The 22523-nt window shown below is 72.5% G+C and carries 14 protein-coding genes; 7 read left to right on the top strand and 7 right to left on the bottom strand.

The genetic code is table 11. From position 1 onward, the window contains the following. The first annotated feature begins 1 nt into the window (after window position 1). From ABZ484_RS01320 to ABZ484_RS01295, 6 genes are all read left to right on the top strand, one after another. Complete coding sequence (locus ABZ484_RS01320) at window positions 2-1087, top strand: MerR family transcriptional regulator (RefSeq protein ID WP_358863823.1); 1086 nt, start codon at window positions 2-4, stop codon at window positions 1085-1087. A gap of 130 nt (window positions 1088-1217) precedes the next feature. Beyond that, on the top strand, window positions 1218-3569 hold the full coding sequence (locus ABZ484_RS01315) for an excinuclease ABC subunit UvrA (RefSeq protein ID WP_358863822.1): 2352 nt from the start codon (window positions 1218-1220) through the stop codon (window positions 3567-3569). 54 nt (window positions 3570-3623) lie between these two features. After that, a complete protein-coding gene (locus tag ABZ484_RS01310; protein WP_358863821.1) occupies window positions 3624-6206 on the top strand; it encodes a S8 family serine peptidase in 2583 nt (860 codons plus the stop codon). Then, window positions 6206-9094, top strand: coding sequence for a VCBS repeat-containing protein (locus tag ABZ484_RS01305; protein ID WP_358863820.1), 2889 nt, complete (start codon window positions 6206-6208; stop codon window positions 9092-9094). Before ABZ484_RS01310 ends, ABZ484_RS01305 begins: the two co-directional genes overlap by 1 nt. A gap of 83 nt (window positions 9095-9177) precedes the next feature. After that, entirely contained in the window at window positions 9178-12471 is a 3294-nt protein-coding gene (locus ABZ484_RS01300) for an AAA family ATPase (protein ID WP_358863819.1), read from the top strand. 102 nt (window positions 12472-12573) lie between these two features. Further along, entirely contained in the window at window positions 12574-14328 is a 1755-nt protein-coding gene (locus ABZ484_RS01295; protein ID WP_358863818.1) for an NlpC/P60 family protein, read from the top strand. On the opposite strand, the gene ABZ484_RS01290 is transcribed toward ABZ484_RS01295, so the two are convergent. The 6 genes from ABZ484_RS01290 to ABZ484_RS01265 form a co-directional block, all read right to left on the bottom strand. Then, window positions 14292-15161 carry a lysophospholipid acyltransferase family protein gene (locus ABZ484_RS01290; RefSeq protein WP_358863817.1) on the bottom strand — a complete coding sequence of 290 codons (870 nt, stop codon included), beginning with the start codon at window positions 15159-15161 and terminating at the stop codon, window positions 14292-14294. The two genes, ABZ484_RS01295 and ABZ484_RS01290, sit on opposite strands and share 37 nt — an antisense overlap. Then, window positions 15158-15934 (bottom strand): GNAT family N-acyltransferase, encoded by a 777-nt coding sequence (locus ABZ484_RS01285; protein WP_358863816.1) that lies wholly within the window; start codon window positions 15932-15934, stop codon window positions 15158-15160. The genes ABZ484_RS01290 and ABZ484_RS01285 overlap by 4 nt, the downstream gene beginning before the upstream one ends. A gap of 153 nt (window positions 15935-16087) precedes the next feature. Then, window positions 16088-17116: a hypothetical protein gene (locus ABZ484_RS01280; RefSeq protein ID WP_358863815.1), complete on the bottom strand. Its 1029-nt coding sequence runs from the start codon at window positions 17114-17116 to the stop codon at window positions 16088-16090. A 98-nt stretch (window positions 17117-17214) separates the two neighbouring features. Continuing rightward, window positions 17215-17964 (bottom strand): succinate dehydrogenase/fumarate reductase iron-sulfur subunit, encoded by a 750-nt coding sequence (locus ABZ484_RS01275; RefSeq protein WP_358863814.1) that lies wholly within the window; start codon window positions 17962-17964, stop codon window positions 17215-17217. Continuing rightward, window positions 17961-19910 carry a fumarate reductase/succinate dehydrogenase flavoprotein subunit gene (locus ABZ484_RS01270; RefSeq protein WP_358863813.1) on the bottom strand — a complete coding sequence of 650 codons (1950 nt, stop codon included), beginning with the start codon at window positions 19908-19910 and terminating at the stop codon, window positions 17961-17963. The genes ABZ484_RS01275 and ABZ484_RS01270 overlap by 4 nt, the downstream gene beginning before the upstream one ends. Before the next feature lies 1 nt (window position 19911). After that, window positions 19912-20583, bottom strand: coding sequence for a succinate dehydrogenase (locus ABZ484_RS01265; protein WP_358863952.1), 672 nt, complete (start codon window positions 20581-20583; stop codon window positions 19912-19914). A gap of 119 nt (window positions 20584-20702) precedes the next feature. Between ABZ484_RS01265 and ABZ484_RS01260 the strand changes: the two genes are divergently transcribed. Continuing rightward, the gene (locus ABZ484_RS01260; RefSeq protein WP_358863812.1) at window positions 20703-21590 is read left to right on the top strand and encodes a LysR substrate-binding domain-containing protein; all 888 of its coding nucleotides are present in this window, start codon (window positions 20703-20705) and stop codon (window positions 21588-21590) included. A gap of 22 nt (window positions 21591-21612) precedes the next feature. Here the strand turns inward: ABZ484_RS01260 and ABZ484_RS01255 are convergent, their stop codons facing one another. Beyond that, the gene (locus ABZ484_RS01255; RefSeq protein ID WP_358863811.1) at window positions 21613-22503 is read right to left on the bottom strand and encodes an NAD(P)H-binding protein; all 891 of its coding nucleotides are present in this window, start codon (window positions 22501-22503) and stop codon (window positions 21613-21615) included. Between the last annotated feature and the right edge of the window lie 20 nt (window positions 22504-22523).

The raw sequence follows: 22523 nt of genomic DNA, 5'->3' as shown, positions 1-22523 counted from the left end.
GATGCGCAGTATCGGGGAGATGGCCCAGGACAGCGGACTGAGCGTGAGCGCGCTGCGGTTCTACGACCGTGCCGGGGTACTGGTCCCGGCCTGGGTCGATCCGGTGAGCGGCTACCGCTGGTACGAGCCGGGACAGCTCGACGAGGCGCGGGTACTGGCCCGGCTGCGGCGGGCCGGGATGCCGCTGGCCGACATCCGGCTGGTGCTGGCCGGCTGGTCCGGCGCGGACACCGATCTGGTGCTGAAGCTGCTGCGGGCGCACCTGCGCCGGCTCGAAGCGGGACTGTCCGATGCCCGCGGTGAGTTCTCCGCCCTCCGATCGCTACTCGACCACAGGGAGAACCCCATGGCATCGCTCCGCACCGCCCCCGCCCGCCTGTCCCTCGCCGCGTCCGGGCTGGCCGCCGCGTTGGACGCGGTCCACTTCGCGGTCAGCACCGATCCGGAACTGCCGATGCTGGGCGGGGTCCTGTTCGACATCGAGGGCGACGGACTCCGGGTCGTGGCCACCGACCGCTATCGCATGGCGGTGGGGCGCACCGCCACCACGGGGTACGGCGAGCACCGCGTCCAGGTCATCGTGCCCAGTCCGCTCGTCGAGGCGATGCGGGCCCTGCTGAGCGGAGAGGGTTCCGTCCGGCTCACCGTGGACGGCGGCCGCGTGACACTGGAGGCGGGCGACCGTCAGACGGCCGGCCAGTGCCTCGACCACGACTTCCCGGACTACCGTCGCCTCCTTCAGCTGCCGGCCGGGCGGCGGGCCCTCGTCGATGTGCCGGACTTCCGGAAGGCGCTGGAAACAGGCCCCGTCCGGGCCGGTGAGGTGCGCGAGAAGGACGGCGCCTCCTGCGACATCGCGGTGCTCGCCGTCGCGGACGACGGCACGGTGACGGTCTGTGCGGACGGGGACGACGACCGTGGTGACCGTGTCGCCGTGAGCCGCGCGTTCCTGCTGCAGGCGCTCGCCTCCGCCGGCCGCGACCGGCTGATCCTGGAGTTCGGCGCTCCCACGGCCCCGGTCGCGATCCGCCGGCCCGGGGACGAGGACACGTTCTCGATCCTGATGCCGGTCCGTCTGGAGGCCTGACCACGCTCCCTGGTCCCGCGGAACGTCGAGCCGAGGTGGGTCGCCGGGGGGTGCGAACTCCGGCTCGGCGTTTCGCATAGGATCGCGGGGTTTGCCCCTCGACCACCGCACCTCCGTACGGAGCGACCCCATGCACACCCCCCACGACCCGTACGTCCGCGTCCGCGGTGCCCGTGAGCACAATCTCAAGGGGGTGGACGTCGATGTGCCGCGGGACGCGCTGGCCGTGTTCACGGGGGTGTCGGGGTCGGGGAAGTCGTCGCTGGCGTTCGGGACGGTCTACGCGGAGGCGCAGCGGCGGTACTTCGAGTCGGTGGCGCCGTACGCGCGCCGGCTGATCCACCAGGTGGGGGCGCCGAAGGTCGCGGAGATCAGCGGGCTGCCGCCCGCGGTGTCGCTGGAGCAGCGGCGTTCGGCGCCGACCTCGCGGTCCTCCGTGGGGACGGTGACCAACCTCTCCAACTCCCTGCGCATGCTGTTCTCGCGGGCCGGTGACTACCCGCCGGGCGCCGAGCGGCTGGACTCGGACGCCTTCTCGCCGAACACGGCGGCCGGGGCCTGCCCGGAGTGCCACGGGCTGGGGCGGGTGCACCATACGGCGGAGGAACTGCTGGTCCCGGACCCCTCGCTGTCGATCCGCGAGGGGGCGATCGCGGCGTGGCCGGGTGCCTGGCAGGGCAAGAACCTGCGGGACATCCTGGACGCGCTCGGGTACGACGTGGACCGGCCCTGGCGCGAACTGCCCGCCGAGCAGCGGGAGTGGATCCTGTTCACGGACGAGCAGCCGGTGGTGACCGTGCATCCGGTGCGGGAGGCCGACCGTATCCAGCGGCCCTACCAGGGCACGTACATGAGCGCCCACCGGTATGTGATGAAGACGTTCGCCGATTCGAAGAGCGCGACGCTGCGGGCGAAGGCCGAGCGCTTCCTCGTCTCGGCCCCCTGCCCGGTCTGCGGTGGCGGCAGGCTGCGGCCCGAGGCGCTGGCCGTCACCTTCGCGGGGCGCACCATCGCCGAGCTGGCCGCGCTGCCGCTGAGCGAGCTGGCCGGGGTCCTTCACGGCACCTCGGAGGCCGCCCGTGTCCTCACCGACGACCTGAAGTCCCGTATCGCGCCCGTCGTGGAGCTCGGCCTCGGCTATCTCAGCCTGGACCGGGCCGCTCCCACCCTGTCGGCCGGTGAGCTCCAGCGGCTGCGCCTGGCCACCCAGCTGCGCTCCGGGCTGTTCGGTGTGGTGTACGTCCTCGACGAGCCGTCGGCGGGGCTGCACCCGGCGGACACCGAGGCCCTGCTCACGGTGTTGCGGCGGTTGAAGGCCGCGGGCAACTCGGTGTTCGTGGTGGAGCACCATCTGGACGTGGTGCGCGGCGCCGACTGGGTCGTGGACGTGGGGCCGCGGGCCGGGGAGCACGGCGGGCGGGTGCTGCACAGCGGGCCCGTCGCCGAGCTGGCGGGGGTGGCCGAGTCGGCCACGGCCCGTTACCTGTTCGGCCGGGGCGGCGCGCCGGTGCGCCGGCTCCGGCCGCCGCGCGGGCAGTTGAAGGTCGGTCCGGTCACCCGGCACAACCTGTGCGGGGTGAGCGCCGAGTTCCCGTTCGGGGCGTTCACCGCGGTCACCGGTGTCTCGGGGTCCGGCAAGTCCACGCTCGTCGGGGCGATCACGGAGGACCTGGCCGGGGTCGGGCGGCTGGTCCGCGTGGACCAGAAGCCGATCGGGCGTACCCCGCGCTCCAACCTGGCCACGTACACCGGGCTGTTCGACGTCGTACGGAAGGTGTTCGCGGGCACCGACGCGGCCCGCGAACTCGGTCACGGAGTCGGGCGGTTCTCCTTCAACGTGGCCGGTGGCCGGTGCGAGACCTGCCAGGGCGAGGGGTTCGTCAGCGTGGAGCTGCTGTTCCTGCCGAGCACCTACACCCCGTGCCCGGACTGCGGTGGGGCCCGGTACAACCCCGAGACGCTCCGCGTGACGTACCGCGGGCGGAACATCGCCGAGGTGCTGGACATGACGGTGGAGTCCGCGGCGGAGTTCTTCGCCGACACCCCGGCCGCGGCCCGCAGCCTCGGCGCCCTGCTCGACGTGGGCCTCGGCTATCTGCGTCTGGGACAGCCCGCGACCGAGCTGTCCGGCGGCGAGGCGCAGCGCATCAAGCTGGCCAGTGAGCTCCAGCGCGGGCGCCGCGGCCACACCCTCTACCTCCTGGACGAACCGACGACCGGTCTGCACCCCGCGGATGTCGAGGTGTTGATGCGGCAGCTGCACGGGCTGGTCGACGCCGGGCACACCGTGATCGTCGTCGAGCACGACATGTCCGTCGTCGCGGGCGCCGACTGGGTCGTGGACCTGGGGCCGGGCGGCGGTGACGCGGGCGGCCGGATCGTGGCGGCGGGACCGCCGGCTCAGGTGGCCCGGGCCGAGGGGAGCGCCACGGCGCCCTATCTGGCGCGGGCGCTGCGACCGGAGCCAGTAATTCCCCAGTAACGGCGTCTTCCTAGCTTGGGGCTCCCCCTTACCCTCCCAGGAGGAGCAGCCCCGATGCACCTGCCCCGACCGCCCCGGCGCAGATCCGCCGCATGGGCGGCGGCCGCGTTCACCGCGACCGCGCTGATCACCGGCGTGACGCCGGCCGTCGCCGCCGACACCCCGTCCGCCGCGGCCACCGCGAAGATCGACTCGGCCCTGAGCAGCGCCGTCGCCAAGGGCGGCGACGCGACGTTCTTCGTCGTCCTCAAGGACAAGGCCGACCTGACGACCGCCGAGAAGCAGCGCACGCACGCCAAGAAGGCCACGGCCGCCTACAAGGCGCTGAGGACGACCGCCGAGGACAGCCAGAAGTCGCTCACCTCCTTCCTCGACAACAAGAAGGTCGGCCACAAGGACTACTGGATCGCCAACACGGTCCAGGTCACCGGTGACAAGGCCCTCGTCGACGAGCTCGCGAAGCGCTCGGACGTGAAGTCGATCGTCAAGAAGCAGACGTTCAAGCTCGACGCCACCGAGACGTCCGACGCCAAGGTCACCAAGACGCGCACCGCGTCGGCGGGCACCGACTCGTCCGCCGGCGGCGACGAGACCCCCGAGTGGGGTGTCTCCGACATCGAGGCCGACCAGGTCTGGGACCAGTACGGCGACCGCGGCGAGGGCATCGTCATCGCCAGCGTCGACTCGGGTGTGCAGTACGACCACCCGGACCTGGTGAAGCAGTACCGGGGCAACAACGGCGACGGCACCTTCACCAACGACTACAACTTCTACGACACGATGGGCGTCTGCGCCACCAGCAGCACGCCCTGCGACGACAACGGCCACGGTACCCACACCATGGGCACGATGGTCGGCGCGCACGGCATCGGTGTCGCGCCGGACGCGAAGTGGATCGCCGCCAAGGCCTGCGGAGGCCCGAAGGGCGAGTGCCCCGACGACGACCTGCTCGCCGCCGGCCAGTGGATCCTCGCGCCGACCGACCACAACGGGCAGAACCCGCGCCCGGACCTCGCCCCGAACATCGTCAACAACTCCTGGGGCGGCGACGGCACCTTCTACACGGACATCGTCAACGCCTGGAACGCGGCGGGCATCTTCGAGGCGTTCGCGGCCGGCAACGACGGTGACGGCACGACGTGCTCGACGACCCACCCGCCGGGGGCGCAGACGGAGTCCTACGGTGTCGGCGCCTACGACGTGAACGGCAAGATCGCCAACTTCTCCGGCTTCGGCCCGTCCCCGATCGACGGCTCGGCCAAGCCGAACATCTCGGCGCCGGGTGTCAACGTGCAGTCCACGTGGCCGGGTTCGGCGTACAACACCGAGTCCGGTACGTCGATGGCGACCCCGCACCTCGCGGGCGCCGTGGCCCTGCTCTGGTCCGCTGCCCCGTCGCTGATCGGCGACATCGACGCGACCCGCACGCTCCTCGACGAGGGCGCCCGCGACGTCGACGACACGCACTGCGGCGGCACCGCCGGCATGAACAACGTGTGGGGCGAGGGCAAGCTCGACATCCTCGCGTCCATCGACAAGGCCCCGCACACCGCGGCCACCGTCTCCGGAAAGGTCACCGACAAGTCGACCGGCGCGGCGCTGGCGAACATCACCGTGAAGGCCACCGACACCGCCGGTGCGGTCCGCACCGTCACCACCGGCCCGGACGGCTCCTACCGTCTGCCGCTGGCCCCGAGCACCTACGGCTTCACCTTCAGCGGCTACGGCTACGCCGACGGCACCACCGACCACGTCACGCTCGACGCCCAGCAGGTCTACACCCAGGACATCGCGCTGACCCCGGTTCCCACGCGCAAGGTCTCCGGCGCCGTCCTCGACGTCACCGGCAAGCCGCTGCCCGGCGCGAGGGTCGAACTGAACGGCACGCCGCTGGACGCCGTCACCACCGACGCCGACGGCCGGTACTCCTTCGCCAAGGTCGCCGAGGGCTCCTACAACCTAGCGGTGAAGCCGGCCGCCCCGGTCCGGTGCAACGGCGTCTACACCGGCGCCGCCACCGTCGGCGCCGCCGACCTGACCAAGGACGTCCAGGTCCCTGACCGCACCGACAGCGCAGGCACCCTCAGCTGCGCCCCGGTCACGTACTCCTGGATCAAGGGCGCCGACAAGGTCACGCTCAGCGGGGACGAGGACGCCAAGACGATCTCGCTGCCGTTCCCGGTCAAGGTGTACGGCGTCTCGTACACCAGCACCTCGATCACGACCAACGGTCTGCTGAACTTCCTCCAGCCGCGCCTCGGCGACTACGCCAACGTCGCCCTGCCCAGCGCCTCGCAGCCCAACGGCGTCGTCGCCCCCTTCTGGGACGACCTGGTCCTGGACGGCAAGTCGAGCGTGCAGACGGCCACCACCGGCAGCAAGGGCTCGCGCACCTTCGCGATCGTGTGGAACAAGGCGCAGCTCCTCGACGGTTCGGGCGACCGTGTGACCTTCGAGGCGGTGTTCTCCGAGGCCACCGGAGCGGTCACCTTCCAGTACCAGTCGGTTCCGGACAAGGGCGCGAGCGCGACCGTCGGCATCGAGAACCAGGCCGGCACCGACGCGCTGCAGTACTCCTTCAACCAGAACGCCCTCACGGATCAGTCCGCGATCCGCTTCACCCCGAAGGCCGCGTGATGACGACCAAGACCTCCAGACGAGGCGTGCGCCTCGCATCCGCCCTGGTGGCGGCGGGCCTCGTACTCGGTGTGGCCCCCGCGACAGCCGTAGCCGAGGACGACAGCGGCGTCATGACGCTGACGGACCAGCAGGCCGACACCCTGGCCGAGCGCATCCAGCCCGACGTGTACGGCGACCAGGCCCGGAAGTCCGACCCGCAGAACGCGGTTCCGGACTCGGACGCGACCTCCGGCGACGACACCGGCACCCCGGACTCGACGGACTCCGGTGGCTCCACCGACGCGCTGCCGACCCCGACGGTCACCGCCAAGGGCTTCTCCGAGGGCGCCACCGGCATGGCGGCGACCATCCCGGTCTCCGGCACGGACGGCGACTACTTCTCGCTGAACGCCCTGGGCCGCGTCGCCCGGCGCTCCGCCGACGGCGAGGAGGTGTGGGCGCGCGACAACAACTCCTACTACAAGGAGTGGAACCTCCCGCCGCTGGCCCCGCGCTTCTCCAAGGAGCCGTACCCGGCCCGTATCACCATGGGCTTCAACGCGGTCTCCGCGTTCGGCGCGGCGTCCGACGACGGCTACTCCACGGGCGACCTGACCGGCGACGGCGTCCCCGACCTCGCGTTCACCGCCGACGTGGGCACCTACCCGTACCGGCCGTTCGTCCACGGCGACAGCACGCTGCACACCGGCACGTTCGTCACGATCCTCGACGGTGCCACGGGCAGGACGCTGTGGACCGAGCTGTACGCGGGCGCGTACAACATCAAGCTCGTCGACCAGACCCTCGTCGTCGCGGACACGCCGTACTACAACACCTCCGCGTCCGCCGGCTCCACCTCGACGCTGACCGGCATCCGCTTCGACCACGCCGACGGCAAGCTGACGCCCGCGAAGACGTGGACGTACGACACCGGCGAGTTCACCGGCGCCGCCTGGGCGAGCCTCGAGCCGCTGGGCAACGGTCTGGTCGCCGCCTCCTGGAACGAGCGCAAGACCTCCACCACCGCCCCGGCGACCGGCCACACGCTGGTCATCGACACGGCGGACGGCAGCGTCAAGTGGCACCAGACCACGGACGGCCTGTACTCGCGCCAGCTGCACCTGGACTCCTCCCGCGAGCGTCTGGTCGCGCTGGAGATGTCCGACTACCACGACGGCGTCCGGTACGAGATCGCCTCCTACGACCTCGCGACCGGTGAGCGCACCTCGCTGGACAGCCGGGTCAACGCCTTCCCGACCGCACTGGTCGTGGGCGACGTCCGTGGAGACAGCAGGGCCGAGTACACGGTCAACGAGATCACCGTCGACTCGTCCCTCTTCGCCAACGCCGACACCATTCGCTCGCTGGACGGTGACACCGCCGACGTGACCTGGCAGCGCACCGTCAAGCGCGCCCCGGACAACAGCCTCGACGGCCCCGTCGCCTGGAACCTGTCGGTGGTCGACGGCAAGGTCGTCGCCTCGTACCAGGACGACCAGGGATCGAACTCCGCCTCCAACCCGAGCTCCGCGCGCTACGCCCGGCTGGCCGTGCTGTCGGGCAAGAACGGCACGGTGGAGTGGGAGAAGCAGGGCGTGGTCGCCTCCCAGGCCTGGGCCCAGCCTTTCAAGGACAAGGGCACGTGGCGGCTGCGCACGGTCGACACCGACCAGAACATCCGGGTCTACAACCTGGGCAACGGTGACCAGAAGTCGCTGTACCCGATGCAGGGCGAGCTGTCGTCCGCCGTCCTGATGGACGTCAACGGCGACGGCAAGAAGGACATCGTGGCGGGCGGGCAGTCCAACGGCGTGTTCGCCTTCGACGGCCCCTCGATGGTCGCGGGCAAGGCGAAGCTGCTCTGGCGTACCACCGCCCCCGGCCAGATCCACAAGATCGTCAAGGCCGATGTCGACGGTGACGGCAAGAACGAAGTGGTGATCGCGGCCGACACCGCGACCGCCGTCGTCGAGCCGGACACCGGCAAGGTGGACACGGTGATCGACGGCAAGGGCCAGTACGTGTGGACGGTCACCACCGGTGATCTGAACGGCGACGGCAAGGACGAGATCATCGTCCCGACCGACCAGGTCCGCACCTACCAGGGCAGCGGCAAGCAGCTGTGGTCGTACGCCGCCCCCGTGGACAACACCGTCTTCGGCGAGGTCAGCGTCGGCGACGGTCAGGTGTACGCCCAGTACGGGAGCCGGGACGCGTACCCGGTCGCCGACCCGAAGCCCTCCGGCGTCGCCGCGCTGCGCGGCAGCGACGGCAAGGCCATGTGGAGCGACACGAACCCGAAGCCGGAGAACGGGAAGCAGGTCCTCGGCATCGCGATGCGGGGCACCACCTTCGCCTCCCCGGACATCCCCTACGCGGACGGCCACGCGGTCGCCATGAACTGGCTGACCCGGGTCGGCTCGGTCGTCGAGATCCGTGACGGGCGCACCGGCAAGGTGTTGCACACCGGCGACGGCGGCGGCGCCTGGACGCTCGGCAACTGGTTCACCGGTCCCGAGGGCTTGTACCTGGCCTCCACCGCCAGTGTCCGGCTGTTCGCGGCGGGCGGCGTCGACTACCACGCGAGCGCCACGGGCATGATCGAGACCGGCGGCTTCCTCAACGGCCCGAACGGGACCAAGTACCTCATCGGTTCGGGCGCCACGGGCTTCGACCTGATGGACCCGGACCAGGTCAAGGACGGCTGGGTCCATCGGATCGCCTACGGCAACATCCTCGGCGGGCGTGAGTACGTCTCCGGTGACCTGGACGGCGACGGCATCGACGAGGTCGTCTCACTCAACTTCGACGCCACCGGCTACGACCGGATGGCCGGACTCGAGAACGGCGGCTACTACACGCCGTACACCGCGGTGCGCCAGCTGACGGTCTTCACCGTCTCCTGACCCTCGCGGCGCATCTGAGCCGACCGGACCCCCTGGGCCTCGCCCTGGGGGTCCTCAGCATGCTCGGTTAAAGTTGCGCCCTTATGAGCAAGCAGCAGACGGACAGCACGATGTCAGCCACCCCTCTGCTGCGTCTGCACCTTTTCGGCGGTTTCACGGCGACTCGCGACGGCGGTCCCGCGCCCGCCGAACGCTGGACCCGGCCCAGCGCGCAGACTCTCGTGAAGCTTCTCGCCGTGGTCCCCGACCATCAGCTCCACCGTGAGCAGGCCATGGACATCTGCTGGCCGGACGCCGATCCGCAGTCGGCGACCGGGAGTCTGCGGGTCGCGCTGCACGCCGCGCGCCGTGCCCTGGAACCCGAGCTCGCGCCGCGGGCCAGCTCCTCGTACCTGGTATCCGACGGTGCGCTGCTGCGCCTCGATCCCGCCACGGTGCGGATCGACGCCGACGAGGCCGAGGCGGCGGCACGGGCCGCGGTCGCGTCCGGGCGGGCCGGTGAACTCGAGCCCGCGCTGCGCCGGTTCACCGGGGAGCTGCTGCCCGAGGACCGGTACGCGAGCTGGGCGCAGGCCCGGCGTGACCAACTGGCAGCCCTGCGCGAGGAGGTGCTGCTCGCACTGGCCGCCGCGCACATGGCGCAGGGTTCCCCGGCCAAGGCCATCGGCGCGGCCGAGCAGGTGCTGGCCGCGAGTCCTGCCGAGGAGACCGCCCACCGGATCCTGATGGAGGCGTATCTCGGCCAGGGTCTGCGGCGGCTCGCGGTGCGGCAGTACCACGTGTGCCGCGAGGCGTTGGACGCCGAGCTGGGGGTGCGGCCAGGACCTGAGACCGAGCGCCTTCACCGGCTCGCGCTGACCGACTCTCCCGCGCCCGCCCTCACCGCGCCGTCGCTTCCCGCCCCGCTGCGCGCCGCCGCGGAGGGCCCGCTGCGCGGGCGTGACGACGCCCTCCGACGGCTGCTCGCGCCGGGCGGGCCGCCGGTCACCCTGCTCACCGGTGAAGCCGGTGTCGGCAAGACCAGTCTGGCCGGGGAGGCGGCGCGGCGGGCCGCCGCCTTGGGAACCGCCGTGCTGTGGGGCGGCGGGCACGACGCCGAGGGGCACACGCCGTACGGGGCGTTCGCCGAGGCCCTGGACGGCTGGCTCGCCGAGTGGGATGCCGGGGAGCGGGCCCGGGTCGGCGCCAGGTATCCCGAACTGGCCGCCTTCCTCCCGTCGTTGGGGCTGGTACGAGTCGAGGCCGAGCGCTCGCCGGAGGAGGAGCGGGACCGGCTGTTCCGAGCCGCGTCGGGGCTGCTCGGCGAACTCGCCGCGACGCGGCCCGTGCTCGTGGTCCTCGACGATCTGCATGCCGCCGACGAGGGCTCCTTCCAGCTGCTGAGCCATCTGGCCCGCCGGGTCGCGGCCGGCGGGCCCGCGCTGCGGTTCCTGGTGACGTACCGGGAGGAGGAGGTGCCGGACGGCGACCCGCGCCGCTCGGCGCTCGCCGCGCTGCGCAGGGCCCGGCTGATCGTGCGCGAGGACGTGGGCCGGCTCGACCGGGACGCCTGTCTGGCGGTGGCCCGCGACGGCGGCGCCCCGGCCGGCCGCCTCGACCGGGTCTGGGAACTCTCCCTCGGCAACCCGCTGTTCGCCCTCGAACTCGTGCGGGGCGGTTCCGTCGGCGACGAAGCCCCCGACGGCGTCCGGCAGTTGGTGGGCGAACGGCTCGGGCGGCTCGAGAGGGACACGCGCCGGTTCGTCGAGGCGCTGTCGGTGGCGGGCGACGAGGCCGCGCTGCCCGAACTCCTCGACGTCGCCGCGCACGGCCTGCGGCCCGCCCTCGACGCGGCGGCCGTCGCCGACGCCCTGGAACAGGCCATCGCGGTCGCACTGGTGGAGGAACGGGAGGTCGTGGTCGCGGGCCGCGCGGAGGCCGGGATCGCGTTCCGCCATCCGCTCGTCCGCCTCACCTGCTACGAGCAGCTGACCGTCGCACGGCGGCGGCAGTTGCACGCGGCGTTCGCGCAGACGGTGCTGCGCCGCCGTCCCGACGCCGTCGACACCCTCGCCTCGCACTTCGCACGGGCCGACGACCCGCGTGCCGCCGAGTATCTGCGCCGGGCGGCCGAGCGGGCGGCGGCCCTGTACGCCAACGACACCGCCGACCGCTACTACCGCGACCTGGTGGCACGGCTCGACGTGGACGCCGCCCGCGCCCGGCTCGCCCACAGCCAGGTGCTGTGCCGGATGGGCCACTTCGCCCAGGCCGCCGACGTCCTGGGGCTGGCGCTGGCCGAGTTCGCGCGGCGCGGCGACCACGACGACACGGTGCTCGCCGCGGCCCGTCTGGCCGAGTCGCTGGCCAAGGCGGGCGAGGCGCACGCGGCGCAGGAGGTGCTGCGCGCCCGTCCGCCGGGCCCGGACGCCGCCGCGAACCCGGCCGCCGCCCACTTCCTCGCCCTCGCCCTCATCCACAGCATCCAGGGCACCTACGGGGACGGGCACGCGACGGCGGTGCGGGCACTCGCCTCCGCGCGGCAGGTGCCCGGGGCGGCGGGCCGGGGCCTGGTGGCCCGCTCGTACACGCTCCAGGCCGTCAACCTCGGTCTCGCCGGCCGTCTGCACGAGGCCCGCGAGGCCGCCGACCTGGCGCTGACGCCCGCCGAGGAGTCCGGCGACCCGATGCTGCTCGGCGCGGCTCTGTCCACGCTGCGGGAGAACGCGCGGCGCGCCGGGCGGTTGCGGGAGGCGGTGGCCACCGGGGAGCGGGCGCTGCGGGTCGCGGAGGAGTCGGGCAATCCGACGTCCGCCGCGTTCGAGCGGGCCAACCTCGCCGAACTGCGGCTGTTCCTGGAGGAGTTCGACGCGGCGCGCACCCTGGCGGAGGCGGCCGTGGCGGGCGCCGAGCCGGACGACAACTGGTGTCTGCCGTACGCGCTGGCCGCACTGGCGCGGGTGCTCATGCGCACCGGGGCCGCCGACCGGGCCCCGCGGCTGCTGGACCGGGCGGAGCGGGCGGCCGTACGGCACGACGACCGGCAGGCCCGGTTCGAGGTGCGCATCGCGCGCGCGGAACTGGCGCTGCGGGAGGGACGTCCCGGTGAGGCGCGCGCCGCCCTCGCCCGGGAGGACGCCCCCGTCCTCTCCGCCTGGGCCGAACTCCTCCGCGGAGAGCGCGAGTCGGCGCGCCGCACCGCCGCCGAGGAGGTGGAGCGCACCCGGCGCACCGGTGAGCGGCTCGCCGAGGTCGAGGCCCGGGTGGTGTGGGCCGTGGCGGCGAAGGACGCGGAGGCACTGGGCGCTGCGGAGGAAGCGGCACGGGCGTTGCCGTTCCCCGCGGGTCTGAGACAGGTCGAGGCGGCTCGGGGGCTGATGGGGTCGCCGGGGGCCTAGGCTTCTTGTCGTCGAGCGGGGGCTCAACGCGCCCGGCACCTGCGGGCCTTGTCGATCGCCGTGACGGCGGCCGCACCGGGGGCATAGTGGATCATGGTCGTCATGACGCACACCTCTCGTCGCGGCCTGCTCGCCGCCTTCGCCGCCACCGCCGCCGCCGTCCCGCTCAGCGGCCTGGCGGCGGCTCCCGCCCGCGCGGACGCCGCCCCCACGACCGTGGACCCCCTGCCGGCACCGGACGGCCTGACCTCGGCCCGTTCCTCGGTGACCCTGCCCCCGCTGGACGCCTCCTACTTCACGCCGGTGACGCTGTCCTCGCCGCTCACCGCCACCGTGCTGCCCGGGACTCCGGCCCGCACGGAGGTCACCTCCGGTGGCAGACGCGTGGCGCTGCTGACCCACGGCGCCCGGAACGTGCTGTTGCCGGGCCCGCGAAGAACGTTCGCCGAGAACAAGCGTCCCTTCGTGGACGACTTCGGGCGCACCCTGCCGGACACCAGGCTGCCGGAGGCCGACCGCGTCTACTGGGGAACCTCTCCGGGCGGCGGCAGCTGGTCCACGCTCGGCCCCGCCGACACGGACTACTCGGTCGTGTCCGGTACCGGCGTCATCGCCCTGACCACCGACTACGCCAGCCGTCACGCGACCCTGCGCGACGACGCGATCACCGACGTCGATGTGCGGTCCGTGGCCCGGTTCGACAAGGTGCCCACCGGACAGGCCTGTTCGTACGCGCTGTCCTTCGGTTACCAGGACACCCACAACAACTACCGGGCCCGGCTGTCCTTCCTGACCACCGGAGCGGTCGAGCTGCGCCTCGAGAAGGAGGTCGCCGACACGGTCACGCAGCTCGCCCCGGCGCTCACGCTGGCCACGGGCAACCCGGCGGGCACCGACTGGACGATCCGGGTGCGCCGCGAGGGGTCCCGGATCCGGGCCAAGGCCTGGCGCTCGGACGCGGCGGAGCCGTCCGCGTGGGCCGTGGACATCAGCGACTCGACGTTCGGCAAGGGCCGGGTGGGGCTGCGCGCCCTGGCCAACGACGGGTGCACGAACCTGCCGGTCAAGCTGCTGGTGAGCCGCTTCGAGGTGGACGCCGCGAACTGGGACGCCCCGCCGACCGTCACCCACGGCGACTGGGTCCGGGTGCTGCCCCAGCCCTTCGACGGCACCTGGACGGCGGAGCTGGAGCAGACGATCCGCGGCTGGGCCGGCTCCACCGTGCCGGACGTGCTCGCGTACGCCGCCATGTTCCTCGGGGGCGCTCCCGCCGTCACGGCCGGGGCCGGGCCGGCGCAGGGCAAGCAGGTCCTGGGCGAGTCCGGTTACGGCTATCTCGACCCGCAGGGCTACCGCTACGAGGGCGCCGACTTCCACGAGTACATGAACGTCGGCTGGACGTTCCCCGACGGCACCTACACCGGTCCGTCCAGCAAGCAGGTCGGCAACCTGGACTGCTCGGGCTACACGCGCATGGTGTACGGCTACCACATGGGCGTGCCGATGGCGGCGGGCGCGGACACCTCGGGGGAGCGGATACCGCGCAACTCCCGCTACATCGTCGACTACGCGCCCGGCGTCGTCATCGACCGGACCGACGGCACCAAGCCGCCCGCCGCGGCCCTGCTCCAGCCCGGTGACCTCGTCCTCTTCAACGCCGACTCCGGCGACGACAACCCGACCGTCACGGTCGACCACGTCGGGATCTATCTGGGCGCGGACGCGGCAGGCAAGCGCCGCTTCCTGTCCAGCCGCAAGACCGTCGACGGGCCGACCATGTCCGACCTCGGCGGCGCCTCGCTCCTCGACGGCACGGGCACCTACGCCACGTCTCTGCACACCGTGCGCCGCATCTGAGGCGCCGCGCCGCTCCCCGTGTTCACGCCACCAGGGCCGCGTGCGCCCACCAGGGTTCGCCTGTGCGGACCCTGGTGGGCGGCGTCGGCCAGGGTGCGGCGGTCCGGGTGGGTGCCGGGTTCGATGGCGGGCCGTACGTCGACCTCGGCCGTCAGGCCGCGGCTCGACGCGACCCGCCACAGCGACGCGAGCAGCGAGTCGTCCCCGACGAAGGCCGGGGCGGTGGTGGCGGTACCGTCGGCGAGGCGGTAGCGGATGCGGACCGGCTGGACCGGTACGCCCGCGTCGAGGGCGGCCTGGAAGACGGCCCGGTGGAAGCGGCCCTCGGCCCGGCCGCACCAGGTGCTGCCCTCGGGGAAGGCCGCGACCGCGGTGCCGTCGCGCAGCGCGCCGGCGATCAGCGCGACCGTCCCGGGCAGGGCGCGCAGCCGGTCCCGTTCGATGAACAGGGCGCCGCCGCGGGCGGCGAGCGTGCCCGCCACCGGCCAGCGGCGGATCTCCGCCTTGGCGAGCATCCGGGCCGGGCGCACCGCGGTCAGCAGCGGGACGTCGAGCCAGGAGATGTGGTTGGCGACGAGCAGCAGGCCGCCGGTGGGCGCGGCGGCGCCAGAGATCCGCACCCGGACTCCGCAGGCCCGTACGATCGCCCGGCACCAGCGCCGGATCCAGTCGGCCGGGACCCGGCCGCCGAGCGGTGCCAGCGCCACTCCGGCGAGCAGCAGGAGCACGACCGCCGCCAGCCGCAGCAGGGCGCGCGGCCGTGCTGCCGCCGGCCCCGTCGTCTCCACGCACGCCCTGGGGGTGCAGGGCGCGCTGGGCAGCCAGACGCTCATCGCGCGGACGGCACGAGGGAGAGGAAGTGCCGCAGATAGCGCTCGTTGATCCGGCGCATCGACAGCAGCACGTACAGGTCGGCTACGCCGAAGTCCGGGTCGTGGGCGGGCTCGCCGCACACCCAGGCGCCCAGGCGGAGGTAGCCGCGCAGCAGGGCGGGCAGTTCGGTGCGTGCGGCGGGCACCTCGGCCTTCGGGATCCACGGCAGCAGGGGCCGTACCCGGAACTCCTCCGGCGCCAGGTGCCTGGCGCGGACCCGGTCCCAGGTGGCGGCGGCCAGGGTGCCGCCGTCGGCGAGCGGGATCGAGCAGCAGCCGGCGAGCCAGTCGTGGCCGTGGTCGACCATGTAGCGGGCTATGCCCGCCCAGATCAGGCCGATCACCGCGCCGTCGCGGTGATCGGGGTGCACGCAGGAGCGGCCCACCTCGACCAGGTGGGGCCGGATCGCGTCCAGCGGGGCGAGGTCGAACTCGCCCTCCGAGTACAGGCGTCCGGCGATCGCGGCCCGCTCCGGCGGCAGCAGGCGGTAGGTGCCGACGACCTGGCCCGTCGCCTCCTCGCGCACCAGGAGATGGTCGCAGTAGGCGTCGAAGGCGTCGATGTCGTGGCCGGGCTGCGGGCCGGTCAGCAGGGCGCCCATCTCGCCGGCGAAGACGTCGTGGCGCAGCCGCTGGGCGGCGCGTACATCCGCCTCGTCGCGGGCCAGGGTGACGGTGTAGCGGGTGGGTGCGGCGGGCTGCGGGGGACGGTGGAGGGTGGAAACGCCGGTCATGGCTCTCTCCTGGGCACGGGCCGGTTCGGCGACGGGGGCGGCGGGGCCGGTGGCGTACGGCCCTCGCCCCTGTTCTTCCGATGCCGGTTGGCGCAGGCGTGACCTGTGCCGGGAGAGCAGATGTGGGGATGCTGAACGGCGGGTCGAGGAGGGTCAGCGCTCCTTGGTCACGCACCCGGCGAGCAGCCGCCCGGCCTCCTCCCGGTCCAGGACGCGCTCCAGGACGAGGCCGCCGGTCATGTGCGGGAAGAACCGGCCGGCGGGCCAGCTGCGCTGGTAGGACGGGGGGTCGAGGACGAGCAGCCGTACGCCGTCCACGACGGGGATGTCCGAGGGGGTGCCCTCGTTCCAGATCCATTCCCCGGTCGGGGCGACGAGGTCGAAGGAGCCGGTGGTGGGCACCTGCCCGGGCCGGTCCCGGCAGACGGCCGCCTCCGCGGCGGACGGGGCCCGGCCGGGTATGCGGCCGCCGCCGACGAGGACGTCGGCGAGCAGGGTGTGCAGCTGGAAGTTGTCCCCGATGCCGCCCATGCGGAGCGCGTAGCCGGTTCCGGTGGGGCGGTGCAGGACGACCAGTGGTTCGTCGTCCAGCACGAGCAGGGCGTACACCAGGCACTTGAAGTCGTGCCCGGAGGCCTCCTGGACGGGGCGTACGGCCGTCAGCAGCCGGGTGCGCAGGGCGTCGCCGAGCGAGGTGCGCACCTCGGGGCGGTTGAGCATCGCGACGGACGCCATCTCCCACTGGGGCAGCGTCCACCAGCCCTGGGCCGCTTCCCAGCCGGCCCGCTCGACGACGGCGGGGTCCGGGTCGCCGGGGTCCGGCTCGGGGAAGTCCCCTCCCCCGGTCGCCGCCCAGCGCTCGCAGAACTCGCCGGCGTCGGCCAGCGCGCCGGCGAGCCCGTCGAAGACGTACGAGGCGCACCGCCGCGCGTCCGCTCCCCGCTCCACGCAGGCGCCGACGACCACGGCGATCACCCCGCGCGGCCCCGGCGGGACCTCGGACAGCAGCGCGGCCAGGCGCGGGCCGGCCGCCGCGATCTCCTCGTCGCCGGCCTGCTGGAAGTTCCGGTGAATCTCCTGGAACGCCTGCGTCGACCGGTCACCGTCCCGGTCGAGCACCGCGGCCTCGAACGCCGTGACGGCGTCGAGGAACCGCTCCCTCCCCTTGTTGTCGAAGATCATGCGGGCACCCTACCGCCGGCCACTGACAACGGTGCCTGGCGGGACCGGGGTTGAGCACCACACCCGGTCCCGCCCGTCCGCACCCTGTCGGCGAACGCCTATCGCTTGGCGACCTTGCGGGTCGCCCGCAGCCACTCCTTGTTCATGCTGGTGATGGACATCAGCGGGATGCCCTTGGGGCAGGCGGTGGCGCACTCGCCGGTCAGGGTGCACCCGCCGAAGCCCTCCGCGTCCATCTGCGCCACCATGTCCAGCACGCGGGTCTCCCGCTCGGGGGCGCCCTGCGGCAGCACGTTGAGGTGGTTGACCTTGGCGGAGGTGAACAGCATCGCGGCCCCGTTCGGGCAGGCCGCGACGCAGGCACCGCAGCCGATGCACTCCGCGTGCTCGAAGGCGAAGTCGGCGTCCGCCTTCGGCACCGGTGTCGCGTGGGCCTCGGGCGCGGAACCGGTCGGCGCGGTGATGTAGCCGCCGGCCTGGATGATCCGGTCGAAGGCCGAGCGGTCCACGACCAGGTCCTTCACCACCGGGAACGCGGCGGCTCGCCACGGTTCGATGTCGATGGTGTCGCCGTCCTGGAAGGACCGCATGTGCAGCTGGCAGGTGGTGGTGCGCTCCGGGCCGTGGGCGTCGCCGTTGATGACGAGGCTGCAGGCGCCGCAGATGCCCTCGCGGCAGTCGTGGTCGAAGGCGACCGGCTCCTCGCCGGAGAGGATGAGCTGTTCGTTGAGGACGTCCAGCATCTCCAGGAAGGACATGTCGGGCGAGATGCCGTCCACCTCGTAGGTGGACATGGCGCCGTCGGCGTCGGCGTTCTTCTGCCGCCAGACGCGCAGGGTGAGCTTCATGCGTAGCTCCGCTGGGTGGGGTGGACGTACTCGAAGACCAGGTCTTCCTTGTGCAGGGTCGGGGCCTCGCCCGTACCCGTGAACTCCCAGGCGGCCGCGTAGCCGAACTCGTCGTCCTTGCGGGCGGCCTCGCCGTCGGGGGTCTGGGACTCCTCGCGGAAGTGGCCGCCGCAGGACTCGGAGCGGTGCAGGGCGTCGAGGCACATGAGCTCGGCGAGCTCCAGGTAGTCGACGATGCGGTTGGCCTTCTCCAGGGACTGGTTGAGTTCCTCGCCGGTGCCGGGCACCTTGATGCGCCGCCAGAACTCCTCGCGGATCTGCGGGATCCGGTCGAGCGCCTTGCGCAGGCCCTCGTCGGTGCGGGCCATGCCGCAGAACTCCCACATCAGTTCGCCGAGTTCGCGGTGGAAGGAGTCCGGGGTGCGGTCGCCGTCGACGGAGAGGAGCAGGTTCAGCCGGTCCTCGGTCTCGGCCAGGACCTCCTGGACGACCGGGTGGCCGTCGGTGACCTCGTCCCGGTGCGGGTGGCGGGCCAGGTAGTCGTTGATGGTGGCGGGGAGGACGAAGTATCCGTCGGCCAGGCCCTGCATCAGCGCGGAGGCGCCGAGTCGGTTGGCGCCGTGGTCGGAGAAGTTGGCCTCGCCGACCGCGAACAGGCCGGGGATCGTGGTCTGGAGGTCGTAGTCGACCCACAGGCCGCCCATCGTGTAGTGCACGGCGGGATAGATCCGCATCGGCACCTCGTACGGGTTCTCCGCGGTGATCCGCTCGTACATGTCGAAGAGGTTGCCGTACTTCTCCTCGACCTTCTTGCGGCCCATCCGCTTGATCGCGTCGGCGAAGTCAAGGTAGACGCCCTGTCCGCCGGGGCCGACGCCGCGGCCCTCGTCGCAGACGTTCTTCGCGGCGCGGGAGGCGATGTCACGGGGCACCAGGTTGCCGAAGGACGGGTAGATGCGCTCCAGGTAGTAGTCGCGCTCGTCCTCGGGGATCTGGTTCGGCGCCCGGGTGTCGCCCTTGGCCTTGGGCACCCAGATGCGGCCGTCGTTGCGCAGCGACTCGCTCATCAGCGTCAGCTTGGACTGGTGGTCGCCGGTGCGCGGGATGCAGGTGGGGTGGATCTGGGTGAAGCAGGGGTTGGCGAAGTAGGCGCCGCGCCGGTGCGCCCGCCAGACGGCGGTCGCGTTGGAGTTCATGGCGTTGGTCGACAGGTAGAAGACGTTGCCGTAGCCGCCGGAGGCGAGGACGACCGCGTCGGCGAAGTAGGTGTCGATCTTCCCGGTGATCAGGTCACGGGCGACGATGCCGCGGGCCCGGCCGTCGACGACGATCAGGTCCAGCATCTCGGTGCGCGGGTGCATCTCGATGTTCCCGGCGGCGATCTGCCGTGACAGCGCCTGGTAGGCGCCCAGCAGCAGTTGCTGACCCGTCTGACCGCGGGCGTAGAAGGTGCGGGAGACCTGGACGCCGCCGAAGGAGCGGGTGTCGAGCAGGCCGCCGTACTCGCGGGCGAACGGCACGCCCTGGGCCACGCACTGGTCGATGATCTCCACGGAGATCTGGGCGAGGCGGTGGACGTTGGACTCGCGGGAGCGGAAGTCGCCGCCCTTGACCGTGTCGTAGAACAGGCGGTGGATCGAGTCGCCGTCGTTGCGGTAGTTCTTGGCCGCGTTGATGCCGCCCTGCGCGGCGATCGAGTGGGCGCGGCGCGGGGAGTCCTGGTAGCAGAACTGGACGACGCGGTAGCCCTGTTCGGCGAGGGTGGCGCCGGCCGAGCCGCCCGCCAGGCCGGTGCCGACGACGATGACCGTCTGCTTGCGGCGGTTGGCCGGGTTGACCAGCTTGGCCTCGAAACGGCGCTTGTCCCAGCGCTCGTTGATCGGGCCGGCGGGGGCCTTGGTGTCGGCGACCGGATCACCGGTCGTGTACTCCAGGTACGAGGTCATGTCAGCTCACCAATCCGGTCATGACGCCCACGGGAATGGAGATGAAGCCGGCCGTGAGCAGCAGTGCGAGAACGTTGGCGGTGGCCTTCAGGGCGCGGTCGCGGCTACGGCTGCCGACGCCCAGGGTCTGGGCGGCACTCCAGAAGCCGTGCCGGATGTGCAGGCCGAGAGCCAGCATCGCGACGATGTAGATGACGTTGCCGTACCAGGTCGAGAAGGTGTCGACGATGTTCTCGTACGGGTGGGCGTCCTGGAAGCCGCCGGGGTGCACGGTGCCGGTGGTCAGGTCGAGGATGTGCCAGACGATGAACAGCCCGAGGATGACCCCGCCCCAGCGCATGGTGCGCGTGGCGTAGGTCGCCCGCGGCTTCTTGTGCGCGTACTTGCTGGGACGGGCCCCGATGTCGCGCCGGCTGAGCTGGTACGCGGAGACGGCGTGGGCCACGACGGCGACCACCAGCACGGCACGCGTCAGCCAGATCGTCCACATGTGGTGCATGAACGGCCGGCCGAGGTTACGGAGCCAGACGGCGTAGTCGTCGATCTCCTGGAGCCCGAAGAACACCTTCAGGTTGCCGTACAGATGGACGACCAGATACAGCAGCATGATCACGCCGCTGACCGCCATCACCGTCTTCTTGCCGACGGTCGAGTCCCAGACGGTGCGCGCCATGGACGGCCGTCGGTCCGTCCGCGTTGCCAGAGCCATGCACATGACGCTAGGGCCGAAGGACCCCATCGGTCCAAGACATGGTGCGGCTTGTTTCGATAGGGGATGGCTATGATGGCCTGGTGCAGTTCCAGCAGCTCCAGTACTTCGTGGCGGTCGCCGAGACCCGGCACTTCACCCGGGCCGCCGACCTGGTGCACGTCGCCCAGCCCTCGCTGTCCCAGCAGATCAAGGCGCTGGAGCGGGAGCTGGGCGCGGACCTGTTCCTGCGGGCGCGCGGCAACATCAGCCTCACCGACGCGGGCGAGGCGCTGCTGCCGCTGGCCCGCCGCATCCTCGCCGACGCGGACACCGCCCGGCACGAGGTGCAGGAGCTGGTGCAGCTGCGCCGCGGCCGGGTACGGCTCGGGGCGACCCCGAGTCTGTGCACGGGTCTGCTGCCGGACGTGCTGCGCGCCTTCCACGACCGCTACCCCGGCATCCGGCTGCTGGTGGAGGAGGGCGGCTCGCACGACCTGGTACGGGAACTGGCCCGCGGCGCCCTCGACCTGGCCCTGGTGGTCCTGCCGCTGCCCACCCCGTCCCCCGCGCTGACCACGGTGGAGCTGCTGCGCGAGGACCTGGTGGTGGTGTCCTCGCCGGAGGCGCCCGTGCCCGGCGGTCCGGAGCGGCGGACGGTGCGCGTCGCGGACCTTGAGGGCGAGCGCCTGGTGATGTTCCGCCACGGCTACGACCTGCGGGAACTGACCGTGGCCGCGTGCCGGGCCGAGGGCTTCGAGCCGGAGTTCGCGGTCGAGGGCGGCGAGATGGACGCCGTGCTGGGCTTCGTACGGGCCGGTCTCGGTGTCGCCGTGGTGCCGCACATGGTCGCCGCCCGCTCCGGGCAGGGACTGCGCGTCACCCCGCTGGCCCGTCCCGGCCTGTACCGCACGATCGCCCTGGCCCACCGAAGCGACGTGGCCCCCCCGCGCGCCGCCCGGGAGCTTCAGCGGATGCTGCTGGAGCGGTGACCCGGTGCCGCCCCCGCCACGGTCAGGCGAGGACGGCCGGCTTGAGCACCTCCTCGCACCACTGGCGGAAGCCGGTGGGCGCGGTGTCGGGGGTGCTCGGCTGGGAGGCGCCGTAGAAGCCCTGTTCCTCCAGCGCCCGGGCCATGTCGGCCACGCCCTGCGCCCAGCCCTCGGACGCACCGGAGCGCAGCACGGCCGCCTTGTAGTCCGCGATGCTCACGCGCTGCACGCGCACCGGCCGCTCGAGGACCTCGGAGAGGACCCGGGCCATGCCCTCGGGGGTCAGTGCGTCGGGTCCGGCCAGCGGGACGTCGCCGTGCCCGGTCCAGGAGGCGTCGAGCAGCAGCCGGGCCGCCGTGGCGGCGATGTCGCGGGTGGCGCAGGTGCGTACGACACGGTCCTCGGCCGCGGCCAGACGGAACAGTCCCTGATCGCGGATCGACTCGGCCTGGCCGAGCAGGTTCTCCATCAGGAACGGCGGGCACAGGGCACGGTAGTGCACGCCGGTGGCACTGATCCGGTCGTCCATGGCCAGCGACGCCGAGATCTGGCCGGCGTTCTTCGCGACGCCGCGGCCCAGTGTGGAGACGGCGACGACCCGTGCGACGCCCTGGGCGTCGATCACCTTGCACAGCGCTTCCGTGAAGGTGCGGAAGTGCTCCTCCGCGCTGTCGGCACCGGGCGTCGGGGGCACGAGCCAGAACACCTGGCCTGCACCCTCGCACGCCGCCCCGAGGACCTCGGGATCGGCGTGCGAGCCCTGGAACACCTCGACGCGGCCCCGTGCCCGCGGCGCCAGACGTTCCGGGTCGCGGGCGATCACCCGGACCTGCCCCGCGGTGTCCGGGGTGTCGAGCAGACGGTCAAGGAGCTGACGGCCGATCCGGCCGGTCGGGGTGGTCACTACGATCATGGGAATCTCCAGGGTCCGGA

Source organism: Streptomyces sp. NPDC006393 (assembly GCF_040628575.1).
Taxonomy (GTDB): Bacteria; Actinomycetota; Actinomycetes; order Streptomycetales; family Streptomycetaceae; genus Streptomyces.
This window is presented reverse-complemented; position numbering and strand designations above follow the sequence as displayed.

Excerpts from the sequence above, each read along its gene's own strand:
- ABZ484_RS01320 (WP_358863823.1), top strand. The coding sequence starts at position 2 with ATGCGCAGTATCGGGGAGATGGCCCAGGACAGCGGACTGAGCGTGAGC.
- ABZ484_RS01315 (WP_358863822.1), top strand. The coding sequence starts at position 1,218 with ATGCACACCCCCCACGACCCGTACGTCCGCGTCCGCGGTGCCCGTGAG.
- ABZ484_RS01310 (WP_358863821.1), top strand. The coding sequence starts at position 3,624 with ATGCACCTGCCCCGACCGCCCCGGCGCAGATCCGCCGCATGGGCGGCG.
- ABZ484_RS01305 (WP_358863820.1), top strand. The coding sequence starts at position 6,206 with ATGACGACCAAGACCTCCAGACGAGGCGTGCGCCTCGCATCCGCCCTG.
- ABZ484_RS01300 (WP_358863819.1), top strand. The coding sequence starts at position 9,178 with ATGAGCAAGCAGCAGACGGACAGCACGATGTCAGCCACCCCTCTGCTG.
- ABZ484_RS01295 (WP_358863818.1), top strand. The coding sequence starts at position 12,574 with ATGACGCACACCTCTCGTCGCGGCCTGCTCGCCGCCTTCGCCGCCACC.
- ABZ484_RS01290 (WP_358863817.1), bottom strand. The coding sequence starts at position 15,161 with ATGAGCGTCTGGCTGCCCAGCGCGCCCTGCACCCCCAGGGCGTGCGTG.
- ABZ484_RS01285 (WP_358863816.1), bottom strand. The coding sequence starts at position 15,934 with ATGACCGGCGTTTCCACCCTCCACCGTCCCCCGCAGCCCGCCGCACCC.
- ABZ484_RS01280 (WP_358863815.1), bottom strand. The coding sequence starts at position 17,116 with ATGATCTTCGACAACAAGGGGAGGGAGCGGTTCCTCGACGCCGTCACG.
- ABZ484_RS01275 (WP_358863814.1), bottom strand. The coding sequence starts at position 17,964 with ATGAAGCTCACCCTGCGCGTCTGGCGGCAGAAGAACGCCGACGCCGAC.
- ABZ484_RS01270 (WP_358863813.1), bottom strand. The coding sequence starts at position 19,910 with ATGACCTCGTACCTGGAGTACACGACCGGTGATCCGGTCGCCGACACC.
- ABZ484_RS01265 (WP_358863952.1), bottom strand. The coding sequence starts at position 20,583 with ATGGCGCGCACCGTCTGGGACTCGACCGTCGGCAAGAAGACGGTGATG.
- ABZ484_RS01255 (WP_358863811.1), bottom strand. The coding sequence starts at position 22,503 with ATGATCGTAGTGACCACCCCGACCGGCCGGATCGGCCGTCAGCTCCTT.